Below are 4,145 nucleotides of genomic sequence, written 5' to 3' on the forward strand. Positions count from 1 at the left end.
TTATTGTTAATATCAAAAAAGAGCATTAAGGTGACAATATACAGCAGATTGCAAGTATATGAAGTACAAATATTAACAGGTGTACTTCAATAATTTGAAACCTGCTATAACTCACTATTCCAATATCTCGAAAGATTCAACTTCTAATACTGGACCGATCATTGCTAAAGTCATCACATCATCTCGGATCGTACCTGTAACGCTTGCCTTCTGGTCAGACTTACATAACTCAGTCGGAGCATCCTTCAACTCATAAGTCTCACTATCAGTTACTAACGCCCAAGTACCAGTACCAAATCCTTTCTTTTCTACAGTACCAGTTACTGTAATACTACTCATGCTAATTTTTCCTCTGTTCTAATTGCCAAACGTGCTAAACCTAAGCATAAAAAGGCATTCACAACTAGGAAAATTTGAGCAATAAAACCAGAGCCTAATCCCCAAACTGCTGGATCGACAACTGCACTCACAGCCAAACAGCTAGCAACACCAATAGTAGTACCGATCGCTAACCACTTCCATTGCTGATTTCCTAATAACAACACAATTAATAATGCTGGAATCAAAACACTAGCAAAAATGGGATTCAAAATGCCACTACCTTGAATAGCTCCACCAACTTCAGGTAGGGAACTACCCATAACGCGCATCGGCCATTGTGGTAAGTCAAAGACATAGAAACCACGGAGGAAAAATAACCCACTGCTACCAGCAACTAATCCTGTATGGAGAGGGAAACTCCAACTGAAAGGGAAATAATTCCGCAGAAACCAAGCTAATATATAAGACCCCAAGACCATTGCCACCTTCGGTAACAATGCCACAGCACCACCATCAAGCCAGAAACCAGGACTGAGATACCCATTATCATGCAACCACCGGAAGAAGTCGCGGAAAGTAATTTGACCTCTTATTGCCAACTTGACTGCTGCTGCAGCATCTAACTGACCTGCACCAAAATGATTGAGTGGGTCTTCCTTGACAACTCTGGCAGATTTTTTGAGAATGTTGGCAATTTCCTCTGGGTCTTCAATACCACTAGCTTTGATTAATGCTGCCACACCCGCAACGTGGGGAGATGCCATGCTAGTACCTTGGAAAGAAGCAAATACACTTTTGCTATTTTCTGGGTTAATAGTTTCTTGCAAAATACCACCAGTTTCATTTTTACCAGAGGTGGAGCCACCAGGAGCAGAAATATCAATTCCTGCACCAAAGTTAGAATAGGGAGCTTTTTCTCCAGTTGGATCGGTGGCAGAAACGCCGATCACATGAGGATAACGTGCAGGATAGCTTGCTGAATTTTGGCTGGAGTTGCCCGCAGCAGCAATAATGACTACACCTTTACTATGAGCATAGTTGATGGCTTCTTTCATTATTTGGCTTTCACCGCCACCACCGAGACTCATGTTGATGATGTCTGCACCATTGTCAGCAGCAAATTTGATAGATTCAGCAATATCGGAAACTGTACCGCCACCACTAGCTGATAATACTTTTAAGGGCATAATGCTGGCTTCATAAGCGATACCTGCTACACCATAGCTGTTATTGGTGGATTGGGCAACAGTGCCTGCAACGTGGGTGCCGTGACCATTATCGTCAGTGGCTAAAGTCCTGTCGTTAACAAAATCATAGCCAGCAACGAATTTAGTTTTTTGCAGGTCGGGAACTCTGGTAACTCCTGTATCGATCACCGCTACTGTTACGCCGTCGCCTTTTGTTTCATTCCATGCTTCCTCCACGTTGATGCTGCGGAGATTCCATTGTTTCCCATACATGGGGTCGTTGGGAACGCCGTTCCCGCCTTCAAAGATGATGGCATTGGCGCTATAAACATAGTTGGGTTCTATGTATTCAGTATATTTGTTGAGAGAACTTTTCAGTTCTTTGAGCAGTTGGCGATCGCCCTTGACAATATAGACATTATCTGATAAGGAAAATTCACTATTTAGACGAGGAGTGACTTGGTATTCATCGGAGATTGTCTTTACTTCATCGACAATTTTACTAAGTCCGATATCTTCACGGAAGTCTAACACAATTGAGTCGTAGACTCCTGTATTGGCCAATCCTGTAAAATTAGATAAGGCCCAACCAAGCCCAATTAAGAATAAGCAGACAAACAGAAATTTTTTCATTTGTTGAGATATCCACTATATTGAGGACTTTTTTACTACTTTAGCTTAAATAGTTTTGTGGAATGGGCATCTTGCCCCCGTTCCTGATATTTTCGGGACAGGCAGAATGGGACAGGCAGGATGCCTGCCCCCACTTAGATGCTCAAATTCTAGCCTAAATGCCCTAGTAGAATGAAAAATAGTAAGAATCAACGGCCGTTGACTCCTAAAGATGATGTATGATTTGATATTTTGCGTAAGTCCTTGTTATATGATATTTGCTCGCTGTTTAATTAGAAAATCTAAAAGCTAAAATGGAAAGAGGTTTGTTATGGTTGCCCCTATTAGGTGTGTTTATCTGGTTAGCTTGGGCAGGCTGGAATGAGTATCAAAAGCTGGAAGCTTATCGTGCTTGGGCAGAACCTTTTGAGAAAGCCAAATATGATATTTATGCAGTATTGGGTCAGAATGGTGAAAGTATAACTTGGGGAAAACCAACGCGCAGTGGCCCGATAAATTTGCAGACTTTTTCTTTGCAGGATGTGCGATCGCTACAATTATTGGTTAACAATAAACCTATGGATATAGAAAACCCAGTAAGTCAGGGTAAAGTAGTTTTGGAGTTTATTTTTTCTGAGTCTAAAAATATTCAAGTTCCGTTTACAGATATTGATTTAGCGATTAATTGGTATAGATATTTAGATTCTATTTGGAGGGATAGGGTTCATTAATGGATAATTGATAATTACCTCTGGTTAAAACCGCTACGGAATTGAAGATAAAGAGATATTATTTCTTCTCTTGGTCGATTGGATATGGTTAGGAAATCCATCCATCCCTCGACCGCTCGGTAAAAGTTTAATAGGGGGAGATTAGAAAAACTGCGATCGGGAATATCTGGTAGGGGGGGCAAGATGCTCCCACTGTTTTTGTTATTGAGCATTTTCCGATAGCATTTGCTATGGGAAAAAGTCGTACTTAATCAGTTCAATCAATCGTATCTGGATCGATATTTAATTCTCTTAATTTTGCTGCCAATTTTTCTGCTCGTTCTTCTGGCGTGTTTACCAACTTTTCTTCAGGAGTAAAAAAGCGAAGTTTTTCTTGTTCTATCCCCAAATATAATTTTAATTGCTGGCTCCATAAATACCCTTTTTCATTGGGTTCTATGGCTTGATACATTCCATCAACAAGGTGAAATCCAGACAACTCTAGAGTGTAAGGATCGAACCAGAAGTAGTCGGGTGTACGAAAAGTATCTTGATAGATTTTCTTTTTTAAACCTTTATCTGTATCAGCCGTTTTTTTCGAGATAATTTCAACAATGACATTCGGATATTTTCCTTTCTCCTCCCAAACTACCCAACTTTTACGGCTTTTCTGTTCTGTTCCTAAAACTACAAAAAAATCAGGGCCTCGGAAATCTTTGGATTTGCTTTGGCTAGGACTATAATAAATTGTAAGATTACCCGCTGCATAGAAGTCGTTGCGGTCGCGCCACAGCCATTCTAAACAAGTTAGCAATAATATAATTTGTCGTAGGTGCAGTTCAGTTTCCACGGGAGGTTCGTTACTATATAGATCGCTTGGGGGAAAGATAACATCTTCAGCAATTGTTTGGGAAGTCTCTAATTTTTCAACAGTTTTTTGCACAGTAGACATGAGACAATTGAAAAAAGTAAATATCTGAGTATATTTTAAGCTATTTCTATTAATGCGTCCAACCAGTCGGTTATGTAGGCTTGAAAAATTTGTCTTGGTAGAGTGATGATAGCGTCGGGGGTAACGATCGCAACATCATCACCATCCCGAATAGGGATTAGGGTAAGTTTCCACTCCAAATGACCAACAATTAAGAGTATTGGATGTTAGGTTTCAATCCCTAATAGGGATTAGGGTAATTTTCCACAGCAGAGTTCTAGAGCCCAGGCCATATTTAATTTTCCAGCTACATTTGCAACGCACATCTATATAGCGCTGTGCGCAGGCAACAGCTCATCTGGCAACAGCGGTCAGACCCCGCGT

At 40.6% G+C, this 4,145-nt stretch carries 5 protein-coding genes; 1 reads left to right on the top strand and 4 read right to left on the bottom strand.

The window, feature by feature from the left end; genetic code table 11:
• Positions 1 to 114: 114 nt before the first annotated feature.
• Entirely contained in the window at positions 115 to 339 is a 225-nt protein-coding gene (locus AC3DU7_RS27065) for a hypothetical protein (RefSeq protein WP_488042365.1), read from the bottom strand.
• Positions 336 to 2,141 (bottom strand): S8 family peptidase, encoded by a 1,806-nt coding sequence (locus tag AC3DU7_RS27070; RefSeq protein WP_488042366.1) that lies wholly within the window; start codon positions 2,139 to 2,141, stop codon positions 336 to 338. The genes AC3DU7_RS27065 and AC3DU7_RS27070 overlap by 4 nt, the downstream gene beginning before the upstream one ends.
• A 293-nt stretch (positions 2,142 to 2,434) precedes the next feature.
• Between AC3DU7_RS27070 and AC3DU7_RS27075 the strand changes: the two genes are divergently transcribed.
• A complete protein-coding gene (locus AC3DU7_RS27075) occupies positions 2,435 to 2,851 on the top strand; it encodes a hypothetical protein (protein ID WP_488042367.1) in 417 nt (138 codons plus the stop codon).
• 256 nt (positions 2,852 to 3,107) lie between these two features.
• On the opposite strand, the gene AC3DU7_RS27080 is transcribed toward AC3DU7_RS27075, so the two are convergent.
• Positions 3,108 to 3,782: a Uma2 family endonuclease gene (locus AC3DU7_RS27080; protein WP_488042368.1), complete on the bottom strand. Its 675-nt coding sequence runs from the start codon at positions 3,780 to 3,782 to the stop codon at positions 3,108 to 3,110.
• Between the two features lie 35 nt (positions 3,783 to 3,817).
• Entirely contained in the window at positions 3,818 to 3,961 is a 144-nt protein-coding gene (locus AC3DU7_RS27085) for a hypothetical protein (protein WP_488042369.1), read from the bottom strand.
• Positions 3,962 to 4,145: the final 184 nt, after the last annotated feature.

The sequence above is a fragment of the Okeania sp. genome (assembly GCF_983059655.1).